This window comes from uncultured Microbacterium sp., assembly GCF_900078385.1.
Taxonomy (GTDB): domain Bacteria; phylum Actinomycetota; class Actinomycetes; order Actinomycetales; family Microbacteriaceae; genus Microbacterium.
In genome coordinates this window covers 231,370-246,552 of sequence record NZ_FLQR01000007.1, presented here as the reverse complement: position 1 = coordinate 246,552, position 15,183 = coordinate 231,370, and the positions used below count along the sequence as shown (strand labels likewise).

At 70.3% G+C, this 15,183-nt stretch carries 17 protein-coding genes, 1 tRNA gene and 1 pseudogene; 12 read left to right on the top strand and 7 right to left on the bottom strand.

The genetic code is table 11. The annotated features are described in order from the left end of the window. Window positions 1-13: 13 nt before the first annotated feature. A pseudogene (locus QZL85_RS15185) lies at window positions 14-181 on the top strand (DUF2510 domain-containing protein); the annotation flags it as partial. 132 nt (window positions 182-313) lie between these two features. After that, entirely contained in the window at window positions 314-829 is a 516-nt protein-coding gene (locus QZL85_RS08905; protein ID WP_295576160.1) for a hypothetical protein, read from the top strand. 250 nt (window positions 830-1,079) lie between these two features. Here the strand turns inward: QZL85_RS08905 and QZL85_RS08900 are convergent. Then, window positions 1,080-1,163, bottom strand: a tRNA-Leu gene (locus QZL85_RS08900). 146 nt (window positions 1,164-1,309) lie between these two features. Between QZL85_RS08900 and QZL85_RS08895 the strand changes: the two genes are divergently transcribed. From QZL85_RS08895 to pknB, 7 genes are all read left to right on the top strand, one after another. Next, window positions 1,310-2,035, top strand: coding sequence for a DUF3662 and FHA domain-containing protein (locus tag QZL85_RS08895; RefSeq protein ID WP_295576158.1), 726 nt, complete (start codon window positions 1,310-1,312; stop codon window positions 2,033-2,035). Beyond that, window positions 2,032-2,568, top strand: coding sequence for an FHA domain-containing protein (locus QZL85_RS08890; RefSeq protein ID WP_295576157.1), 537 nt, complete (start codon window positions 2,032-2,034; stop codon window positions 2,566-2,568). The genes QZL85_RS08895 and QZL85_RS08890 overlap by 4 nt, the downstream gene beginning before the upstream one ends. 12 nt (window positions 2,569-2,580) lie before the next feature. Then, window positions 2,581-3,822 carry a PP2C family serine/threonine-protein phosphatase gene (locus QZL85_RS08885; RefSeq protein ID WP_295576154.1) on the top strand — a complete coding sequence of 414 codons (1,242 nt, stop codon included), beginning with the start codon at window positions 2,581-2,583 and terminating at the stop codon, window positions 3,820-3,822. Beyond that, window positions 3,819-5,198 (top strand): FtsW/RodA/SpoVE family cell cycle protein, encoded by a 1,380-nt coding sequence (locus QZL85_RS08880; RefSeq protein WP_295576153.1) that lies wholly within the window; start codon window positions 3,819-3,821, stop codon window positions 5,196-5,198. The genes QZL85_RS08885 and QZL85_RS08880 overlap by 4 nt, the downstream gene beginning before the upstream one ends. 1 nt (window position 5,199) lies before the next feature. Next, window positions 5,200-6,657: a penicillin-binding protein 2 gene (locus QZL85_RS08875; protein WP_295576152.1), complete on the top strand. Its 1,458-nt coding sequence runs from the start codon at window positions 5,200-5,202 to the stop codon at window positions 6,655-6,657. After that, on the top strand, window positions 6,654-8,414 hold the full coding sequence (locus tag QZL85_RS08870) for a serine/threonine-protein kinase (protein ID WP_295576151.1): 1,761 nt from the start codon (window positions 6,654-6,656) through the stop codon (window positions 8,412-8,414). The genes QZL85_RS08875 and QZL85_RS08870 overlap by 4 nt, the downstream gene beginning before the upstream one ends. An 80-nt stretch (window positions 8,415-8,494) precedes the next feature. Beyond that, window positions 8,495-10,177, top strand: a complete 1,683-nt coding sequence (gene pknB / locus QZL85_RS08865) for a Stk1 family PASTA domain-containing Ser/Thr kinase (protein ID WP_295576150.1) — start codon at window positions 8,495-8,497, stop codon at window positions 10,175-10,177. A 4-nt stretch (window positions 10,178-10,181) separates the two neighbouring features. On the opposite strand, the gene QZL85_RS08860 is transcribed toward pknB, so the two are convergent. From QZL85_RS08860 to QZL85_RS08850, 3 genes are read right to left on the bottom strand one after another with little or no spacing between them, the layout of a single operon-like run. Beyond that, window positions 10,182-10,823: an aminodeoxychorismate/anthranilate synthase component II gene (locus QZL85_RS08860; protein ID WP_295576149.1), complete on the bottom strand. Its 642-nt coding sequence runs from the start codon at window positions 10,821-10,823 to the stop codon at window positions 10,182-10,184. Further along, window positions 10,823-10,981, bottom strand: a complete 159-nt coding sequence (locus QZL85_RS08855; protein ID WP_036272641.1) for a hypothetical protein — start codon at window positions 10,979-10,981, stop codon at window positions 10,823-10,825. Before QZL85_RS08855 ends, QZL85_RS08860 begins: the two co-directional genes overlap by 1 nt. Further along, window positions 10,981-11,757 carry a class E sortase gene (locus tag QZL85_RS08850; RefSeq protein WP_295576147.1) on the bottom strand — a complete coding sequence of 259 codons (777 nt, stop codon included), beginning with the start codon at window positions 11,755-11,757 and terminating at the stop codon, window positions 10,981-10,983. The genes QZL85_RS08855 and QZL85_RS08850 overlap by 1 nt, the downstream gene beginning before the upstream one ends. 71 nt (window positions 11,758-11,828) lie before the next feature. Between QZL85_RS08850 and QZL85_RS08845 the strand changes: the two genes are divergently transcribed. After that, entirely contained in the window at window positions 11,829-12,068 is a 240-nt protein-coding gene (locus QZL85_RS08845; RefSeq protein ID WP_028496210.1) for a cell division protein CrgA, read from the top strand. A 99-nt stretch (window positions 12,069-12,167) separates the two neighbouring features. Here QZL85_RS08845 and QZL85_RS08840 read toward each other — a convergent pair whose 3' ends face one another. Both QZL85_RS08840 and QZL85_RS08835 read right to left on the bottom strand, forming a co-directional pair. Continuing rightward, window positions 12,168-13,028 (bottom strand): rhomboid family intramembrane serine protease, encoded by an 861-nt coding sequence (locus QZL85_RS08840; protein ID WP_295576144.1) that lies wholly within the window; start codon window positions 13,026-13,028, stop codon window positions 12,168-12,170. Window positions 13,029-13,038: 10 nt separating this feature from the next. Next, a complete protein-coding gene (locus QZL85_RS08835) occupies window positions 13,039-13,596 on the bottom strand; it encodes a peptidylprolyl isomerase (RefSeq protein ID WP_295576143.1) in 558 nt (185 codons plus the stop codon). An 89-nt stretch (window positions 13,597-13,685) separates the two neighbouring features. On the opposite strand from QZL85_RS08835, the gene QZL85_RS08830 reads away from it, so the two are divergent. Beyond that, a complete protein-coding gene (locus tag QZL85_RS08830) occupies window positions 13,686-14,261 on the top strand; it encodes a DNA helicase (protein WP_295576141.1) in 576 nt (191 codons plus the stop codon). Next, window positions 14,254-14,727, top strand: a complete 474-nt coding sequence (locus QZL85_RS08825) for an aminoacyl-tRNA deacylase (protein ID WP_295576139.1) — start codon at window positions 14,254-14,256, stop codon at window positions 14,725-14,727. The genes QZL85_RS08830 and QZL85_RS08825 overlap by 8 nt, the downstream gene beginning before the upstream one ends. On the opposite strand, the gene QZL85_RS08820 is transcribed toward QZL85_RS08825, so the two are convergent. Next, window positions 14,724-15,161 (bottom strand): NUDIX hydrolase, encoded by a 438-nt coding sequence (locus QZL85_RS08820; RefSeq protein WP_295576137.1) that lies wholly within the window; start codon window positions 15,159-15,161, stop codon window positions 14,724-14,726. The genes QZL85_RS08825 and QZL85_RS08820 overlap by 4 nt on opposite strands. Between the last annotated feature and the right edge of the window lie 22 nt (window positions 15,162-15,183).

Below are 15,183 nucleotides of genomic sequence, written 5' to 3'. Positions count from 1 at the left end.
AGTGCCGCCAACGATGGCGGCATCACGCACAGCACCTCGTATCGCCCGCTCGATACGCCCTGGGGAGGGAACTGCGATGTCTTCTGGCACGCCTGCAGGCTGGTACACGAATCCGGACAACCCGGCCACGAACAGGTACTGGGACGGAGGCCAGTGGACCGATCACACGATGCCGGTCCCCGCACCTCCCGTTTCCACTCCCCCGCCCCCGGCGATGCAGTCCGCCCCGACGGTGCCCCTGATGCCCCCGACCCCGCCAGCGCCATCTGTGCCGCCGGGGAACTCGAACCGGAAGTGGATCATCGGCGGGGCCGTGGTGGCAGGTGTCCTCGTCGTCGGCGCTGTCGGGCAGGCCCTCGCCGGTGGGCGGGACGACAAGATCCCCGCCGCGGCGCCGACAGTCACCGTCACCGCCGAGGCCGAGCCCGCCCCGGAGCCAGAGCCGACGGCGGATGTGGCGGAGCCCACCCCGGAAGCGGAGGAGACCGTGGTCGCGGACCCGGTCGCGTTCAAGGCGCAGGCCGGCAGTCACCTGGACGACATGAACAAGGACCTGGGCGACATGGTCACAACCGTCGCCGAAGACGGGTTCTGGCGGCTGCTGAGCAACACGGTGGAGCTGTCGTTCAACATCGGGCAGCTCAAAGCCCTCGACGTCCCTGAGAAGGTCGCCGGGGACTGGGCCGCGTCGCTGACCGCGCTCAAGAAGAAGCTCGACGAACTCTCCGACGCGGTGACCTCGGAGGACAAGCCCACGATCCTCGCCGCGGTGGACGCGATGGCCGGGCAGGTGGAAGCGACCCGCGCGGTCGCGGACACTGCCGAGTAGACCCCGCTCTACGCCCGCGTGCCGGGCTGAGTGCGACTGAACGCCCTCCCGGTGCACCTCCCGGTGCACCGGGAGGGCGTCCTCGCGTTCGTGGAGCGGCTGGCGGTCAGCGCGGCACCGATTCGATGAAGTCGTCGGGGTCGATGTCGGAAGCTTCCGAAACAACGAAACGGCCGGAGAGACCCTCCGGCCGTTTCGTTTTCGCACATTTCATGAGGCCCGCTCCTGCATTCTGCAAGAGAGTCCGCTGTGCGCGAGGGGGGAGTTGAACCCCCACGCCCTTTCGGGCACTGGCACCTGAAGCCAGCGCGTCTGCCTATTCCGCCACTCGCGCGAATCCGGTAGCACCGGAATCAACTTCCCGAGGATATCACGCGGCGCGGCGGCGGCAGAATCGCGGGGACCCGGGGCCGGCGTCCCGCGGTTGCACAGGGTGTGCAATTAGCATGGGGGCGTCGGCCGGCATGCCAGAGGAGCCCCGTGGGACTACTTGACAGCTTCGAGAAGGGACTCGAGCGCGCGCTCAACAGCGCCTTCGCGAAGACCTTCCGCAGCGGCGTGCAACCCGTCGAGGTCGCCGCCGCGCTCCGCAGCGAGCTCGACGCGAAGGCGGCCGTCGTCAGCCGCGACCGCATCCTCGCGCCCAACACCTTCGAGGTGCGGATGGCTCCCGCCGACGAGGAGCGCATGCGCTCGCTCGGCTCGACCCTCGACGAGGAGCTGCACCGTCTCGTCGACGCGCACGCCAAGGCGCAGGGCTTCAGCTTCGCGGGACCCGTGACCATCGACATCCGCTCCGACGACCAGCTCGCGACCGGAACGCTGCGCGTCCAGTCCCGCACCGCCGCGGGGGATGTCTCGTGGCGCGGCGTCGTGGAGATCGCCGGGAAGCGGCATCCGCTCCTGAAGAGCCGCACCGTCATCGGCCGCGGCAGCGACGCCGACATCACGATCCCGGATGCCGGCACGAGCCGGCGGCACGTCGAGATCCTGTGGGACGGCGAGCGCGCCATGGTCCGCGACATGAACTCGACCAACGGCACCACCCTCGACGGGCGCGCCGTCACCGAGGCCTCGCTGGCTCCGGACTCCGTCGTCCGGATCGGTCACACCGACATCGCCTTCCGTGTCGTCGCCCAGGCGACACCGCCCCGGCCGCCTGCGCCGGACGCCACCCGCGCCTTCGGCATCGGAGGGACCTCGTGAGTGAACTGACCCTCCTGCTGCTGCAGGTCGGCTTCCTCGTGCTGCTGTGGTTCTTCGTGTTCGCGGTCGTCTACTCGCTGCGCGCCGACCTGTTCGGCGTGAAGGTCCGCAAGATGCCGGAGCCGAGCGCCGCCCCCGCGCCGACGGCCGCCGCCGGCGCCGCCACCGCGCCCGTCGCCCCGATCGCCCCGCCGGCGCCGCGCGCGCCGCGCCCCACCGGCCCCGTCCCCGCGACACGCGACGCCGTCTCCCGCATCGTCATCACGAGCGGCCCGAAGGCCGGCCTCGAGCTGCCCATCGGCGGTGAGCCGCTCACGATCGGGCGCTCGAGCGAGTCGGGCCTCGTCATCCGCGACGACTACACCTCCAGCCACCACGCGCGCCTGCTGCTGTGGGGCGACCAGTGGATGATCCAGGACCTCGACAGCACGAACGGCACCTGGCACGACGGGGCCCGCGTCACGACCCCGGTCGCGATCGTCGTCGGCGCCCCCATCAAGGTGGGCGCGACGACGTTCGAGCTGCGGAAGTAGCGGCCACCCGCCATGGTCTTCGAAGGCTCGAGCGCCGCCATCTCCCACACCGGGAAGGTGCGCTCCAACAACCAGGATTCGGGCTACTGCGGCGCGAACCTGTTCATCGTCGCGGACGGCATGGGCGGCCACGCCGGCGGCGACGTGGCCTCGAGCATCGCCATCCACCGCCTGAAGGACCTCGAGCACGGCTACACGGTGACCGCCGATGCGGAGCGCGACCTGCGCGACGCGATCGCCGACACCGCCGGGCAGCTCATCGAGACGGTCGCCGAGCGCCCCGAGCTCGCCGGCATGGGCACCACCGTGAGCGCGCTCATGATGGTCGAGGACCACGCCGTCATCGCGCACATCGGCGACTCGCGCATCTACCTCTACCGCGACGCCACCCTCACTCAGATCACGACGGACCACACGTTCGTGCAGCGGCTCGTGGACTCCGGCCGCATCACGCCCGAGGAGGCGCGCTACCACCCGCGCCGCTCCGTCCTGATGCGCGTCCTCGGCGACATGGACCCCGACCCCGAGGTCGACACGTTCATCATGCCGACGCAGCCCGGCGACCGTTGGCTGCTGTGCTCAGACGGCCTGTGCGGCGTCGTCGACGACGCGCACACGTCGAAGACGCTCGACCACGGGTTCGCTCCCGGGCGGACCGCCGACCTCCTGCTCAAGCAGGCGCTCGATGCCGGCGCGCCCGACAACGTCACGATCGTCATCGTGGACGTGGGGGGCCAGCATCCCCTCGTCAGCGGCACGCCCACGATCGTCGGCTCCGCCTCCAACCCGCAGGGGATCGAGATCCCGGCGGCGCGCTCCGGCCGCGGCGGCGGATGGTTCCACCCCGGACGCGTCGCGGCCAACGAGCCGACGCACTACGAGCCGTCCTCGGAGTTCCTCGAGGAGCTCATCGAGGAGGACCGGCGCCGCGCCCGCCGCCGGCGGGTCTGGTGGATCGTCGGGCTCGTCGCCATCCTCGCCGCCTTCGCGATCGCCCTCTTCGGCGCCTACTCGTGGACGCAGACCCGCTATTACGTCGGCGCCGACGAGGACACCGTCGTGATCTTCCGCGGCATCCAGCAGGACATCGGTCCCATCCGCCTCTCCGAGGTGCACGACGACACGCAGATCCTGCTCGCCGACCTCCCCGCGTACCAGCGCATCGCGGTCGAGCAGACCATCTCGGCGCGCTCCCTCGCCGACGCGGTCGCGATCGTCGACAATCTCCGCCCCGTGACGGAGGACACGCCATGACCGCCGCGCAGATCACGACGGACACGACCGTCATGAAGGCGCTCCGCCGCCTCCGGATGCCGCAGACCCAGCGCAACCGCGAGCTCGGCCTGCTGCTGTTCGCCTTCCTCATCAACGGCTCCGCCGTCGCGCTCGTGCAGCTCGGCGCCCTCGGCGCGATCGACTGGACCTTCCTGTACTACTGCGGCGGCCTCACGGTCCTCGTGCTCGCCCTGCACATCGTGCTGCGCTTCACGGCGCGCGCCGCCGACCCGTTCGTCGTCCCGATCGCCACCGTGCTGTCCGGCCTCGGCCTCGCGATGATCTACCGCATCGACATCGAGGAGGGCTTGACCGGCTGGGCCGCGCTCTCGACGCGCCAGCTCGTCTGGGCCGCCATCGCGATCGCCGGATCGATCGCGGTCGTGGTGTTCCTGAAGAACTACCGCGTCCTCTTCCGCTACACCTACCTCTTCGGCCTGACCGGCATCCTGCTCCTGCTCCTGCCGTTCGTCCCCGGGCTCGGCACGGATGCCAACGCCGACGTGTGGGTCTCGATCGGCGGGCTCTTCTCGTTCCAGCCCGGCGAGCTCGCCAAGATCGCGCTCGGCATCTTCTTCGCCGGCTACCTCGTCCGCACGCGCGAGGCCCTGACCTCGGTCGGGACCCGGTTCCTCGGCATGACGTGGCCCCGCGCGCGGGAGCTCGGCCCGCTCCTGGTCATCTGGCTCTCGTCGATGGCGATCATCGTGCTCCAGCGCGACCTCGGCACGGGGCTCCTCATGTTCGGCATGTTCATCGCGATGATCTACGCCGCGACCGGCAAGACGAGCTGGGTCGTCCTCGGCGTGACCCTCGCCGTCACCGGCGCCCTCGCGGCATCCCGCGTGCTGCCGTATGTCGGCGGCCGCTTCACGAACTGGCTCGACGCGTTCAACCCCGAGCTCATGGACAACTCCAGCATGCAGCTCGTGAGCGGCATCTTCGGCCTCGCCCACGGCGGCCTGGTCGGGACGGGCCTCGGCCAGGGGCGCCCGGGGCTCACCCCGCTCGCGCACAGCGACTACATCTTCCCGAGCCTCGGCGAGGAGCTCGGCCTCATCGGCGTCTTCGCGATCCTGTGCCTCTACATGGTGTTCACGAGCCGCGGCATCCGGATCGGGATCGCCGGCCAGGACGACTTCGGCAAGCTCCTCGCGACGGGCCTGTCGTTCACGATCGCGCTGCAGGTGTTCATCATGGTCGGCGGTGTCACGCGGATCATCCCGCTGACCGGCCTGACGACGCCGTTCCTCGCCGCGGGCGGCTCGTCGCTCGTCGCGAACTGGCTCATCGTCGCGCTGCTGCTGCGCGTGTCGGATGCCGTCCGCTCCCGCCCGCGGGTGGTGATCGGCTGACATGACCAAGGAACTGCGCCGCCTCAGCATCGTCATGCTCGTGATGTTCCTCGCCCTCTTGGGGTCGACGAGCTACATCCAGGTCATCGGCGCGGGCGATCTGACCGACAACCCGCAGAACCGCCGGGCCCTGTACGACTCGTACGAGGTGCAGCGCGGCTCGATCATCGCGGGCGGGAGCGTCATCGCGGAGTCCGTCCCGAGCGACGACGTGTACAGCTGGATGCGGATGTACACCGACGCCGAGATGTGGGCGCCGGTCACGGGCTACATCAACCCCGTGCTGGGGTCGGCGACCGGCCTCGAGCAGGCGATGAACGCGGTCCTCGCGGGCACCGACGATTCGCAGTTCCTGGCGCGCATCGAGCGCATCATCACGGGTCAGGCCCCCCGCGGCTCGAACGTCATCGTGAGTCTGGATCCCGAGCTGCAGCGCGTCGCCTTCGAGGCGCTGGACGGCTACGAGGGCGCCGTCGTCGCGATGGACCCGAGCACGGGGCGCATCCTCGCGATGGCCACGAGCCCCAGCTTCGACACCAACCTCCTGGCCTCGCACGACACCCGCGCCGTGAGCGCGTCGTACGACGAGCTCGTCGCCGATGCGCTGAACCCGCTCTACAACCGCGCGATCGCCGGCAACCTCGAGCCGCCGGGGTCGACGTTCAAGCTCGTCGTCGCGTCGGCCGCGCTGTCGTCGGGCCGCTACACGCCGTCCTCGACGTTCCCGAACCCGGCGACCTACACGCTCCCCGGCACCGACACCTCGATCAGCAACTTCGACCGCGGCACGTGCGGGCCGGGGAAGAAGGTGACGATCGCCGATGCGCTGCGGCTGAGCTGCAACATCCCGATGGCACAGCTCGCGATCGCGCTCGGCGACGACGTCATCCGCGAGGAGGCGGAGAAGTTCGGCTTCAACACCGCCGTCGAGATCCCGCTCGCCTCGACCGCGTCGGTGTACCCGCAGGCGCTCAACGACCCGCAGACCGGACTCAGCGGGTTCGGACAGGGCGATGTCATCGCGACCCCGCTGCAGATGGCGATGGTCTCGGCGGGGATCGCCAACGGCGGTGTCGTGATGAACCCGCGGATGGTCGACTCCGTCGTCGCCCCCGACCTGACCGTCCAGCAGACCATCGACGACACCGAATTCGGCCGCGCGCTCACCGAGGAGGTCGCCGCGCAGATGACCACCCTGATGACCGCCAACGTCGCAAACGGCGCGGCGAGCGGTGCAAGAATAGACGGCGTCGACGTCGCCGGGAAGACCGGCACGGCGGAGCATGATCCGGGCGATCCGTACACGCTCTGGTTCACCGGATTCGCTCCCGCGGAGAACCCCGAGATCGTCGTCGCCGTGATGGTCGAGAACGGTGGTGGGCTCGGCCAGGACGGCACGAGCAACGGGATCGCGGCCCCCATCGCGAAGAAAGTCATGGAGGCGGTGCTGAGCAGATGAGACCGACACAGGGTGTGAGCTTCGGCGGGCGCTACGAGCTGGACTCGCGGATCGCCGTCGGCGGGATGGGCGAGGTCTGGGAGGCCACGGACCACGTCATCGGCCGGACCGTCGCCATCAAGATCCTCAAAGACGAGTACATGGGCGACCCGGGCTTCCTCGAGCGCTTCCGCGCCGAGGCCCGCCACGCCGCCCTCGTCAACCACGAGGGCATCGCCAGCGTCTTCGACTACGGCGAGGAGAACGGCTCCGCGTTCCTCGTCATGGAGCTCGTCCCCGGCGAAGCCCTGTCGACGATCCTCGAGCGCGAAGGACCGCTCTCGACAGACAAGACGCTCGACATCGTCGCGCAGACCGCCGCCGCCCTGCAGGCCGCGCACGCCGCAGGCCTCGTGCACCGCGACATCAAGCCCGGCAACCTCCTCATCACACCCGACGGCCGCGTCAAGATCACCGACTTCGGCATCGCCCGGATCGCCGACCAGGTGCCGCTCACGGCGACCGGTCAGGTCATGGGCACCGTGCAGTACCTGTCCCCCGAGCAGGCCTCGGGCCACCCGGCATCCCCGGCGACCGACACGTACTCGCTGGGCATCGTGGCCTACGAGTCCCTCGCCGGCAAGCGCCCGTTCACGGGCGAGTCGCAGGTCGCCATCGCGATGGCGCAGATCAACGACACCCCGCCGCCGCTGCCGCCGACGGTCTCGGAGCCCGTGCAGAACCTCGTGATGAGCATGATCGCGAAGAAACCCGACGAGCGACCGGCGTCGTCCTCGGCCGTCGCGCGCGCCGCGTCGGCTCTGCGCCGCGGCGATGTCGCCGGCGCGGCCGCCATCGTGCCGGCGATCGCCGGTGCCGCGAGCGTCGACGAGGTCACCCGTCTGCTGACGCCCGGCCTCGCCACCGAGGACGCGACGCGCATCATGCCGACCACGGCCGTCATCCCGGAGGAGGAGCCGGCCCCGGAGCGGAAGAAGCGCAGCCCGTGGACGTGGCCGCTCGTCGCGCTCATCGCGCTGCTGGTGCTCGTCCTCGGCGGGACCCTGTTCGCGCTCCTCGCCAATCCCGCGGACCCGGAGGAGACACCGTCCTCGACCGCCCCGTCGACGCCGACGGACACGGAGCCCACACCGTCGGACACCCCCGAGCCCGAGCCCACGAGCATCGATCTCGCCTCGGTCGGCTTCCTCGGCAAGACGTGCGAGGAGGCGCTCGCCCTGGCGGAGGACAACAACCTCTCCAACGTGTCGTGCGGCACCGGCTCGCCCGCACCGAGCGACGCCGACGTGGGCAAGGTCTACGAGATGAATCCGGTTGGCGGAAACGTCGACCTCGATGAGCGGATCACCCTCACGGCGTACGACGAGGCCACCGAGCTGGACAGCCCCACGGCGGCACGCATCCAGGTGAACGGAACCACCGCGGAGACCGTCGAGCAGGGCAGCGTCGTCCAGGTCGTGTGGGACGGGTACACCTGCCCGTCCGGCACCGGTTCGGTGACGTCCTACGACCTCACGCTCATCAACGGCACGTTCGAGTCGGACGGCGGCACGACCGGCTCCTTCCAGGGCGGGGACCGTCCGGTCTCGGTGACCGTCACGGGTGAGCCGACCCAGCTGCTCATCGTCTCCTACACCGTGTCGTGCGACGAGGCTCAGCGTGAGTCGGGTCCGTCCCCGGAGGCCTCGGCGACCATCACGGCACCCGCCGACGAGGGCTCGGGCGACGGCACGGAGGACCCCGGCGCGGAGGGCTGACCTCCCTGAGGCTTTCAGGGACGGTCGGTTACGCTGGGGTGTTGTCCAGCCCAGGGAGAGAAGTGTCAGTAGAGCCGCGCGTGCTATCCGGGCGCTACCGCATCGATGAGCTCATCGGGCGCGGCGGTATGGCGAGCGTCTACCGCGGCCAGGACCTCACGCTCGGCCGCGCCGTGGCGATCAAGATCCTCAAGCCCGATCTGGCCGCCGACAGCGCCTTCCGCACCCGCTTCCGCCTCGAGGCGCAGGCCGCGTCCCGCATGGCCCACCCCGCCGTCGTCCGCGTGTTCGACGCCGGCGAGGACGTCGAGATCCACCCGGACGGATCATCGCATCCGCTGCCGTACATCATCATGGAGCTCGTCCGAGGTCGCCTCCTGAAGGACATGATCTCCGCCGGGGGCGTCACGATCCCGGATGCGATCCGCTACACCGACGGCATCCTGGAGGCCCTCGAGTACTCGCATCGCGCCGGTGTCGTGCACCGCGACATCAAGCCGGGCAACGTCATGGTGACGCCCCAGGGCCAAGTCAAGGTCATGGACTTCGGCATCGCCCGCGCGGTCTCGGACTCCTCGTCCACCGTCGCCGAGACGACGGCCATCATCGGCACTGCGGCGTACTTCTCGCCGGAGCAGGCCAAGGGGGAGCCCGTCGACGCGCGCGCCGACCTGTACTCGGCGGGCGTCGTGCTCTTCGAGCTGCTCGCCGGCCGCACCCCCTTCCGCGGCGAGACCCCCGTGGCCGTCGCCTATCAGCACGTCAGCGAAGCTCCGCTCCCGCCGTCCGAGATCGTCGAGACGATCCCCCGGTCGCTGGATGCCATCGTGCTCCGCGCTCTCGCGAAGGACCCGTTCCAGCGCTTCCAGGACGCCGCGTCGTTCCGGGAGGCGCTGGATGCCGCCGTGGACGGCCGCTCGCCGAGCAAGCGCGACGTCGGCCACCTCACGAGCGAGCTGTACGGCGCGAACCCCCGGCAGGCGGCCGAGACCGCGCGCTCGCTGCGCCAGCTGAGCACCGACACGACGATGCGCCGCACCCAGGCCGGTCCCCCCGTCGCGTGGATCTGGACGGGCGTGGCCGTGCTGGCCGTCCTCCTCATCTCCGTGCTGATCTGGGTCATGACGATCCGCCCCGGTGCACAGATGCCCGCCAACGCGCGGATCGTCCCGGACCTCGTGGACATGTCGTGGGATCGCGCGAGCGAGATCCTCACGAAGGAAGACCTCGAAGCCGTCCGGCTCGAGGAGAGCAGCGACGCGATCGCCGAGGGCAACGTCATCCGGACGGATCCGACGACCGGCACGTCCGTCGCCGTGGGCCAAAAGGTGCGCGTCTACGTGTCGACGGGCCAGGAGATGGCGACGGTCCCGCCGTTGCAGGGACTCACCCGCACGGAAGCCACCGCCGCTCTCACGAAGGCGCGCCTGCGGCTCGGCCCCGTCACGACGGCCAACGACCGCGACCTCGCCGCCGACACGGTCATGACTGCGGAGTACGCGCAGGGCGAGGAGATCCCGCTGGGAACGAGCGTCGCGCTGCAGGTCGCGAGCGGGAAGGTGACCCTCGTCAACCTCGAGGGCTACTCGCTGGAGGGCGCGGAGCGCGAGCTCGACGCGATCGGCCTCACCGCGACGCGCATCGACAACCCGGACTGCCCGGGCGACCCGGACGCGCCCCTCGTGACGGCGCAGTCGCTGGCCGCCGGCGACGTGCCGATCCACTCCGAGGTGGCACTCACCGTCTGCACCGGCGCGCCCTGACCCGTCAGCCGATCGCGCGGTGCGGGTGCAGCTGCGCGCCCCGCGCCGCGGCCCCGACGGGCCCGATGCCCTCGAGCCACGTTCCCAGCAGGAGATAGCCGCCCTCGGTGAGGACGCTCTCCGGGTGGAATTGGACGCCCACGATCGGCAGCGTCTCGTGGGCGAGGCCCATGACCACCCCGGAGGCCGTCGTCGCCGTCACCCGCAGCGGGGCGCGGACGGATGCCGGGTCGACGGCCAGCGAGTGGTAGCGCGTCGCAGTGAATGGATTCGGGAGCCTCGCGAAGAGGCCGGTGCCGTCGTGCTGCACAGCCGAGGTCATCCCGTGCATGAGTTCCGGCGCATGGTCCACCCGCGCGCCGAAGGCCTCGCCGATCGCCTGATGTCCGAGGCACACGCCGAGGAGGGGGAGACCGGTGCGCGCGGCCTCGCGTACCACGTCGATCGAGGCGCCCGCGTCGGCCGGCGCGCCGGGTCCCGGCGAGATGACGACACCGGTGCGGCCGGCGAGCGCGCCGGCGACGTCGGTGACGGCATCCGCCTCGATCACCTCGCATGCGGCGCCCAGTTCGGTGAGGTAGCCGACGAGGGTGTGGACGAAGCTGTCGTGGTTGTCCACGACCAGGACGCGCGGGGCGTCCGCCATCAGCCGCCGATCGTGGAGTCGGTCGGCGTGAGGAACTGCGAGACCCAGGGGAAGACGTGGAAGAACAGGCCGTACAGCACGGCCGCGACGGCGAGGGTCAGGAGGATGATGCGGAGCCAGGCCGGACCCGGCAGCGCGCGCCACAGTGCCGCGTACATCAGGCCGCCACCCCCTCGGTCAGGGACGCCGGCGGGCCGTCGGCCGTCGGGGTGAACTCCTCGAACACGGCGTACGCGATGATGCGCTCGAGCATGTTGAGCTTGGGTGCGCAGCTCGTGAGCGTCAGGTAGCGCTCGTCGGCCGCCATGGAGGGCTGCTGGGGGACGGCGGACAGCACGTCGACCTCCGTGGCCTGCACGTATTCGAGGGTGCGGAAGCGGTACGTGTACCAGCCGTCCGGCGTCCGGATGACGATGGCGTCGCCCACGACGAGCCGGTCGATGGGGTCGAACGGCGCTCCGGAGGTCCACCGGTGCGCGGCGTAGACCGTGTTGCCCACCTCGCCCGGCATCGCGGTGTCGGGGTAGTGCCCGATCTCGCCGCGATCGAGGATGTCGGTGCGGGTGACGCCGGCGGCGATCGTGAACTTCCAGTCGGTACCGAACCGTGGCACGTACATGACGCCGAACTGCTCGCCGTGCTCCGGCTGCGCGCGGACGGGGATGACGGGTGCGGCGGGGGCGGTGGGCTCCGCGTCGGGCGTCTGCTCCGGCGTGGCGGCGGGAGTCGGCGCGGGCGCGTTCTGCCACTGCTCGACGAGCGCTGAGGCCTCCGCGTGCTTCTGGTTGCCGATGATGAGATCGCCGATCCACATCTGCCACGACACGTACAGCAGGACGACGACGCCCAGCGTGATGAGGATCTCCCCCAGGATGCCGAGGAACGAGATCCGAGGGCGCGCCCGTCGGGATCGCCTCGTCATCTCGTCGCCCACAGGCCGATTCTACCCAGCGCCGACTGTGGCGCGGCTGGGTCGGCGCCCGCGCGCCCGGTAGAATCACACGCATGGCACGTTCAGGCAAGGACGACGAACCGCTGGTCGAGCACACCGAGGGTGGCGCTGCTCCGAACCCGGTGTGGTTCAAGCCCATCATGCTGGGCCTGATGCTGCTGGGCCTCGCGTGGGTGCTCGTGTTCTACCTGAGCTCGATGGCCTTCCCCATCCCCGGCATCGGCCCGTGGAACCTCGTCATCGGCTTCGGCATCGCGTTCGTCGGCTTCCTCATGACGACGCGCTGGCGCTGACGCGCGCCCACGTCCACAGATCCACTCACAGGGTGTGAATTACACCGGTGTGATTCATCCCCAGCCTGTGGATGAAACTGTGGATAACTTCGCCGCAGGTCACCCGTAGACCAGCGCGGGAATGACGAGGAGCGCGAGAAGCGCGGCCCCGATCCCGATCAGCAGCCACAGCTGCGTGCGCTGCTGCCGGACGGCGCGTGTGCGTGCGAACACGAAGCCCACCAGAAGGCCCGCGAGCCCGCCGCCGATGTGCGCCTGCCAGGAGATGTTCGAGCCCGGCAGGAACGTGATCACGAGGTTCAGCCCCAGGATCACGGCGATCGCGGTCACGTTGGCCCCCAGGTGCCGGCCGATGACGAACATCGCGCCGAGGAGTCCCCACACCGCGCCGGACGCGCCGACGACCCACGTGCCGGGGGCCAGGAGGGCGACCAGCACCGACCCGCCGAGTGCGCTCAGCAGGTAGAGCGCGAGGAAGCGGATCCGGCCCAGCAAGGGCTCCAGACTCCGGCCGAGCGCCCACAGCGCCAGCATGTTGAGAGCGACGTGCCAGATCCCGGCGTGGACGAGGGTCACGGTGACCAGTCGCCACGGCTCGAACGCGTACACCGGCAGCACGTACAGGCTGTTGAAGGCCAGCGCCGACCGGATCACTCCGCCGATGCCGGGGATCAATCCGACGAGGAACAGCGCCGACGTCAGGATCACGAGCGCGTAGGTCACGACCGGGCGGTCGGACTGCCCGCGCGCCCGGCGCCGCGGCATCCGCGTCACCGTCGCGCCCTTCGCAGCGCGCTGCTGCTCCGCGAGGCATTCCGGGCAGATGACCCCGACGGGCATCTGCGTCTGGCATTCGGGGCAGATGGTGCGCAGACACCGCTGGCACAGCACGAAGCTCTGCCGATCCGGATGCCGGTAGCAGAAGTTCTCCGGGTTGCTCCGGTAGTCGGGGGAGCTCACGTGCGGTGCGTCAGGCGGCGACGACGTCGACCGAGGTGAGGACGACGGGCTCGACGGGACGGTCGCCGGCTCCGGTGGGGACCGCGGCGATCGCATCCACGACCGCCCGCGAGGCGTCGTCGGCGACCTCGCCGAAGATCGTGTGCTTGCCCTGCAGCCAGGGCGTCGGGTCGGTCGTGATGAAGAACTGCGAGCCGTTGGTGCCCTCGGGCTTGCCGGTGATGGCATTGCGACGCAGACCCGCGTTGGCCATCGCGAGCACGTACGGCTTCGTGAAGTCCAGCTCGGGGCTGATCTCGTCGTTGAAGGTGTAGCCGGGTCCGCCGATGCCCTGTCCGAGCGGGTCGCCGCCCTGGATCATGAAGCCCGGGATGATGCGGTGGAAGACGACGTCCTTGTAGAGCGCGCCCTCGCCGGGCTGGCCGGTCGCGGGGTCGGTCCAGGCGCCGGTGCCGTCGGAGAGACCGGTGAAGTTCTGCACCGTGCGGGGTGCGTGATCGCCGAAGAGGTTGACGACGATGTCGCCGTGGTTGGTGTGCAGAGTCGCGACAGCGGTGTGGAAGGCCATGCCTCCCATTGTCACATCTGTCAACCCCTCGCGCGGTCGCCCTGGTCTGGCAAGATGGGGGGAAACGTCTCCGATCAGAGGAGGGCCCCGTGAGCCTGAGCCGCAAGCGCAAGAAGGAACTCCGCAAGCTTCAAGAGCAGGCGAACAATCTGTGGGATTCCCAGCAGGTTCTCCTGGGGCAGGTGGGAGCGGTCGCCCGTGAGGCCGGCCGCCAGCTGGGCAATTACAGCCGGGAGCAGGTGGGCCCGACCGTGCAGCACACGTACGAGAAGTACGCCGCGCCGTATCTCGACAAGGGTCTGACGACCTCCAAGCAGGTCTACAACCGGAAGCTCGTCCCCGCCGCGGGCGCCGTCGTCGGATCCGCCCTGTCGGTGTGGGATGCCGCGAACGACACGCGGGAGCGTCTCGCCGCGGGCCGTGCGCCGAGCCCCGTCGACTTCGGCGCCTTCGCCAAGCGCGCCGAGAAGCACGGGAAGGATGCCGCGAAGCGGCTGACCGTCCGTGAGGCTCCCGCTTCGAAGGGCATCGGCGCCGGCGGCGTCATCGCGATCATCCTCGGCGTGGGCGCCGCGCTCGGCGTGCTGTATGCCGCATGGCAGACGCTGCGCGCCGACGATGAGCTGTGGGTGGCGGACGACCCGCTGCGCGCACCGGATGCCTGATCCGCTCGACCGGGTCAGAATCGCCGCAGCAGAACGCGGCCTCGACATCGAACTGCGCCCTCGTCCGGAGGCGCGCAGTCTCGTCGAGGCCGCGTCGCTGTTGGGGCTCCGGCCCGCCGACATCGTCAAGACCCTCGTCGTCAAGCGGGCGGACGACACGTACCTGTTCGCTCTGATCCCCGGCGATCGGGCCATCTCCTGGCCGAAGCTGCGGGCCCTGGTCGGCGTCAACCGGCTGCAGCTTCCTGATCCTGCGCTCGCCCTGGCCGCCACAGGCTACGAGCGGGGCACGATCGTGCCGATCGGCAGCACGACGGCCTGGCCCGTCTACGCGGACGAGTCGATCCGCGGCCGGCGCATCGCGATGGGGGCCGGCGCGCACGGCTACAGCCTGTTCGTCGAGGCGGACGCCTTGATCGCCGCCTTCGAGGCGACGGTCGCCGACATCTCGCAGGAGATCCCCTAGCCGCTCGGCGGCGACACACCTGCCATCCGCAGCCCGACATCGACGAGCTTCACGTGCGGGAGGTGTGCGACGGCGGCGAGCGGAAACCAGTCCGCCCGATCGGTCGATCCGTCGACCTCGTCGCGGAGCCGTCCGCCCGTGATGCGCGCGCGGTAGACGATGCGCAGGGCGTGCAGCGGCTCGGTGTGCCCCGGCTGCACGCGGTGCGAGGCGGGGATCACGTGGGAGTCGATGCCGAGGAGTCCCTCGAGCTGCACGCGGAAGCCCGTCTCCTCGCGCACCTCGCGACGCGCCGCCGTCTCGGGGTCCTCGCCGGGCTCGAGGCCGCCGCCCGGCAGCGTCCAGGCCGCGCGGCGGCCTTCGACCCAGTGCGCGAGCAGCACGTGGTCGCTGTCATCGATGATGACGGCGTACGCCGCGACGCGCAGGTCCATTCCGGAACACTACCGAACGGCG